This window comes from Mycobacterium sp. (assembly GCF_049280035.1).
Taxonomy (GTDB): Bacteria; Actinomycetota; Actinomycetes; order Mycobacteriales; family Mycobacteriaceae; genus Mycobacterium.
Genome location: NZ_JBAPPI010000503.1, coordinates 1 through 4,541, shown reverse-complemented (window position 1 = coordinate 4,541; position 4,541 = coordinate 1). Strand labels below are relative to the sequence as shown.

Sequence of the window (4,541 nt, the reverse complement as noted above, 5' to 3'; positions counted from 1 at the left end):
GCTTGACGATGTCCATGGCCCGCGCCGTTTCCGGATGTGCGGCGAGAAACCGCGCCATCGCCGTCGGATCGGGCTTGCCGGTGCCCGGAACCACGGCCGAGGCGATCAGCCGGTCGTAGAAGCCTTGCGGTGAATTGTCAAGGAAGACTGGAAGGTTCAGCGTCGCCATCCGCCACTGCTCTGCGCCCGGGAATCCGAACGCCAGGCCCAGCCCGCGCGCAGTCGACGACGCATCGGCGGCGTGCGGATTGCCGCCTGCCAACGAAAACCGCCCGGCAACCGGTGTGCGACCGGGCGCGAACACCGCCGCTTTGGACAGCGTCCGGCCGTTGCCGGTGCTGTCGAAGTAGCCGGTGACGGCGACACCCTTGGCGTGGTTCTTGCGGAACCCCGGTTGTCGACCGAACACCTTGGCAAAGCCCTCGAGGAAAACCCGCGGCGTCAACCGCGCGGGACCGATCCAATTGTTCGCGTAGAGCAGCGCGCCGAGGTCCGCCGCCAGGAATGCTCCAACCACCGCGGCGCCGCGTAGCACGTCGCGCCTGCTCCGGCGGGCCGGGCCGGAGCGTCCGGACTCCTCCGGCTGTTCAGTCATCACTAGCCTCCACGACGGTCAGCTGACATCGGTTCAACAATCGCCTGCTTGTCGTGAAAAGACACTAAAACGTCCCCACGCCTTTGGCCGGAGTGACACCATGTCGCGTTAGATAACTATGACCAGCCAACTGTCGCCTACGCCACGCCTGCTTGCGGTGCTGGCCGCTTTCGCGACGGCGGTAGGCACTTGCGGGGTGGCAAACGCCACGGGCCCACTGACCCAGGTGGTGACCTATCAGTTGAGTGGCAGCGCCCCCGTGGCGGACTACATCTCGTATCAGACCGACACCGGCCAGACCGGCCAGACTCAGCAAGCACACGTGCCGTTGCCGTGGCAGACGCAGTTCAATGCCACGTCCGGGGGAGTATTTGTGATCAGCGCGCAGAGCCCCGGCTCGATCACTTGCACGATCCTGCTCGACGGCAAGGTGGTCAGCCAGGCGACCGCGAACGGGGCACCTGCCCGCACGGTCTGCTCGCACTGACACTTCGACCCTGCGCGCGGGCGACATCACCGACCGGCATCAAACAGTTCTGCGTGGTTTCGGCGGTGGGTAGACGATGCGGGCAATGCTCGCCGACAGCCAACCGATCGCCCATCCGCCGAAGAACACCGCAAACGTGTGCCGGGTGGCATCACCCGTGAGTGTCCACAGCGTGGCCCAGATGACGGCCCAGACGATAGCACAGGCGATACTGTAGCCGAGATACGTGCGAGAGTACTTACGCAACAACCGAATTCGTTCAACTAAGCCAGATCGGAGCAGTGATATCCGGACACGCCGCGGGGGCTTGTCATTGCCGTAGGTGTCGTCCAGCATGGCGATCAACTCCTCACCGTATCGGCGGCGCCAGGCGGCGGGGTACCAGCGCAGGATGCCACCGACCTCGCGGGGATTCATTGCGCCCACCCTGGGTTTGGAGCAGGCAATGAAATCCCGAGCCGGCGGGCCCCCTCGACCGCGATTGCCCCCAGGCTGCGCACCGCGGTGGTCAGTTCGGCCCGTCCCGCGGCCGTCAACCGATACGGACGCCTCCGCTCGTCATGGCCCGCCGGTTCGATCAGGCCGTGCTCCTCCAGCGCGGTGATCGCTCCGTACAGCGTTCCCGGCCCCAGCGTTACGCCCGCGAATCTTTCGATATCGCGCGCCAGCGCGTAGCCGTGCTTAGCGCCCGAGGCCAGGCTGGTCATGATCAGCACACCCGGGTCATTTCTTCTGGCCGGCCTTCGGGCCGGTCGGGAACCACGTGCCATACCGGCAAGTTTAGTACGTGCGACGTAGTACGCCAAGCGAAATATTAGGCTCGCGCCTGTAGCCCCGCTCAACGACGAGGACGGTCGACATGGGCATTGCCAATCGAGCGAACGGCACGGCGCCGCCCGAGGTTGCGCTCGCCGATATTGATCTGAGCACGTGGGACTTTTGGGCACTCGACGACGATCTGCGCGACGGCGCGTTTGCCACGCTGCGCCGCGAAGCGCCGATCTCGTTCTGGCCTGAACCCTTCCAGGAAGGGTTGGAGAAAGGCGCCGGACATTGGGCGCTGACCGGACTCGACGATGTGTTCTACGCCAGCCGTCATCCAGAAGTCTTCAGCTCGAGTCCGAATATCACCATCAACGATCAACCGCCGGAGGTCGCCGAGTTCTTCGGCTCGATGATCGTTCTCGACGATCCACGACACCAGCGGTTGCGGTCGATCGTCAGCAGGGCGTTCACCCCCAAGGTAGTGGCCCGGATCGAGGCGTCGGTGCGCGAACGGGCCCACCGGCTGGTCGCGTCGATGATCGCCGCTCATCCCGACGGCAAGGGCGAGGCGGTCAGCGAGCTGGCCGGGCCGCTGCCGTTGCAGGTCATCTGCGACATGATGGGGATTCCCGAGGGGGACCACCAACGGATCTTTCACTGGACCAACGTCATTCTCGGTTTCGGCGACCCCGACCTGGCAACCGATTTCGAGGAGTTCGCCCAGGTATCCATGGAAATCGGCGGCTACGCGACCGCGCTGGCCGAGGACCGCCGCAGCAATCCTCATGACGACCTGACCACCAGCCTGGTGCAGGCGGACGTGGACGGCGAACGGTTGACCTCGGCGGAGGTCGCATCGTTCTTCATCCTGCTGGCGGCCGCCGGCAACGAGACGACACGCAATGCGATCAGCCACGGCCTGCTCGCACTCACGCGTTACCCCGAGCAACGGCAGACGTGGTGGACCGACTTCGACGGTGTATCGCACGCGGCGGTGGAGGAGGTTGTGCGGTGGGCGTCGCCGGTGATCTACATGCGGCGCACGCTCACCCACGACTTCGAACTGAGCGGAACCAAGATGGCCGCCGGAGACAAAGCGACGCTGTGGTATTGCTCGGCCAATCGCGACGAGTCGAAGTTCGCCGACCCGTGGAAGTTCGACGTCACCCGCAACCCGAATCCGCACGTCGGCTTCGGTGGCGGAGGCGCCCATTTCTGCTTGGGAGCTAACCTGGCGCGTCGCGAGATCCGGGTCATGTTCGAGGAACTGCACCGCGAGATACCCGACGTCGTCGCTACCGAGGAGCCCGCCCGATTACTGTCGCCGTTCATCCACGGCATCAAGACGCTGCCCATCGCCTGGACGTCGCCAGGCTGATTCCGGCGCATTCCGTAAAGGCCCGCGGGCGGCGAGGAACGGAGGGAACCCGTGAAAACCCCGAAGACGGTGGCAGTCGTCGTGGCGCTTACCGCAGCCGCGCTGGCGCTCGCGCCGAGCGCCGCAGCCGGGATGCTGATCGGCAACTACGAAGTCGAGACCACGCGGGATCCGGGCCACTCCTGGCTCTGGAATGTCAGGAAATGCCAGGTTGAGGTTCCGGACTGTGTCCACGTGAATGCCCAACCGAGGCCCAACGGGCAAGCGGTGCCCTGGAACGCAGATGCGCACCTCGCCAATGGTCGTTACACGATGGTTGTCGACGTGCCCGATGGTGTGCGCTGCACCGTGTACTTCCTGCCGTCGCACGACACCTATTCATGGGACATGGCGTCGCTCGCCGGTTCGGTGGACTCGACCTTCGACGCCGGCTGCGGCGGCGCACCCGGCGGAACTGTCACGTACCCGTTCTCGCTCCAGCGGTACTAACGGCGTCGGGGGTCGGGTCCCGCGCAGTGCCAAGACAATATGGCAATATCTGAGACGTGTGTACACGTTTCGCCGCTAGGCTCTTCGCCGCCGTCGTTATGACTTGGGCAGTACTGGGTGTCTCGATTCCATCCGCGTCCGCCGAGGGCTGCCCCGACGTGGAAGCCATATTCGCCCGGGGCACCACCGAGGCACCAGGTGTCGGAGGAATCGGACAGGCATTCGTCGACTCGCTACAGTCGAAGGTCGGTTCGAAGTCCTTCGGGGTATACGCGGTCGATTACCCTGCCACCACAGATTTTCCCACCGCAGTCGACGGGATCAGAGACGCCGGCAATCACGTTGAGTCGATGGCGGCCATCTGTCCTAAAACCAAACTGGTGCTCGGCGGCTATTCCCAAGGCGCGGCCGTGATGGGCTTCCTCACCCCCGCTGCCATACCGGATGGGGTCGATCCGGCGACCGTACCCAAACCGATGGACGCCGATGTGGCCAACCACGTCTCCTCGGTCGTGCTCTTCGCAATGCCAAACGGCCGCGCGATGGACTTCCTCGGCGAGCCGGCGGTCGACATCGGCCCGCTCTATCAGGCCAAGACCATCAAGGTGTGCGCTCCGGAGGACCCGGTCTGCTCCGACGGGATGAATTTCTCGGCGCACGATACCTATGCAGGCGACGGGGCGATGATTGACAAGGGGGCGGCCTTCGCGGCCAGTCATCTTGACGACGGTTCTAGCGGTCCAACGACGGTCGTGACGTCTCCGTCTCGACACGGAGGCTTCGGAAGCTGAGCTGGCGACCCCAGCCTCGGCCAATGGGGTGAGCAG

At 64.9% G+C, this 4,541-nt stretch carries 7 protein-coding genes; 4 read left to right on the top strand and 3 right to left on the bottom strand.

From position 1 onward, the window contains the following. Positions 1 to 595: catalase (locus tag WAN71_RS16340; RefSeq protein WP_422226333.1), on the bottom strand; the 595-nt coding region annotated here is incomplete at its 3' end. 118 nt (positions 596 to 713) lie between these two features. Here WAN71_RS16340 and WAN71_RS16335 point away from each other — a divergent pair. Further along, complete coding sequence (locus WAN71_RS16335) at positions 714 to 1,082, top strand: MmpS family transport accessory protein (protein ID WP_422226332.1); 369 nt, start codon at positions 714 to 716, stop codon at positions 1,080 to 1,082. Between the two features lie 39 nt (positions 1,083 to 1,121). Here the strand turns inward: WAN71_RS16335 and WAN71_RS16330 are convergent, their stop codons facing one another. Both WAN71_RS16330 and WAN71_RS16325 read right to left on the bottom strand, forming a co-directional pair. Further along, positions 1,122 to 1,499: a hypothetical protein gene (locus WAN71_RS16330; protein WP_422226331.1), complete on the bottom strand. Its 378-nt coding sequence runs from the start codon at positions 1,497 to 1,499 to the stop codon at positions 1,122 to 1,124. After that, a complete protein-coding gene (locus tag WAN71_RS16325; protein WP_422226330.1) occupies positions 1,496 to 1,852 on the bottom strand; it encodes a PadR family transcriptional regulator in 357 nt (118 codons plus the stop codon). Before WAN71_RS16325 ends, WAN71_RS16330 begins: the two co-directional genes overlap by 4 nt. An 89-nt stretch (positions 1,853 to 1,941) precedes the next feature. Here WAN71_RS16325 and WAN71_RS16320 point away from each other — a divergent pair, with 89 nt between their 5' ends. From WAN71_RS16320 to WAN71_RS16310, 3 genes are all read left to right on the top strand, one after another. Continuing rightward, entirely contained in the window at positions 1,942 to 3,225 is a 1,284-nt protein-coding gene (locus WAN71_RS16320; RefSeq protein ID WP_422226329.1) for a cytochrome P450, read from the top strand. A gap of 132 nt (positions 3,226 to 3,357) precedes the next feature. Further along, positions 3,358 to 3,714: a hypothetical protein gene (locus tag WAN71_RS16315; protein ID WP_422226335.1), complete on the top strand. Its 357-nt coding sequence runs from the start codon at positions 3,358 to 3,360 to the stop codon at positions 3,712 to 3,714. A 98-nt stretch (positions 3,715 to 3,812) separates the two neighbouring features. Further along, on the top strand, positions 3,813 to 4,505 hold the full coding sequence (locus WAN71_RS16310) for a cutinase family protein (protein ID WP_422226334.1): 693 nt from the start codon (positions 3,813 to 3,815) through the stop codon (positions 4,503 to 4,505). Positions 4,506 to 4,541: the final 36 nt, after the last annotated feature.

Excerpts from the sequence above, each read along its gene's own strand:
- WAN71_RS16335 (WP_422226332.1), top strand. The coding sequence starts at position 714 with ATGACCAGCCAACTGTCGCCTACGCCACGCCTGCTTGCGGTGCTGGCC.
- WAN71_RS16330 (WP_422226331.1), bottom strand. The coding sequence starts at position 1,499 with ATGAATCCCCGCGAGGTCGGTGGCATCCTGCGCTGGTACCCCGCCGCC.
- WAN71_RS16325 (WP_422226330.1), bottom strand. The coding sequence starts at position 1,852 with ATGGCACGTGGTTCCCGACCGGCCCGAAGGCCGGCCAGAAGAAATGAC.
- WAN71_RS16320 (WP_422226329.1), top strand. The coding sequence starts at position 1,942 with ATGGGCATTGCCAATCGAGCGAACGGCACGGCGCCGCCCGAGGTTGCG.
- WAN71_RS16315 (WP_422226335.1), top strand. The coding sequence starts at position 3,358 with ATGCTGATCGGCAACTACGAAGTCGAGACCACGCGGGATCCGGGCCAC.
- WAN71_RS16310 (WP_422226334.1), top strand. The coding sequence starts at position 3,813 with ATGACTTGGGCAGTACTGGGTGTCTCGATTCCATCCGCGTCCGCCGAG.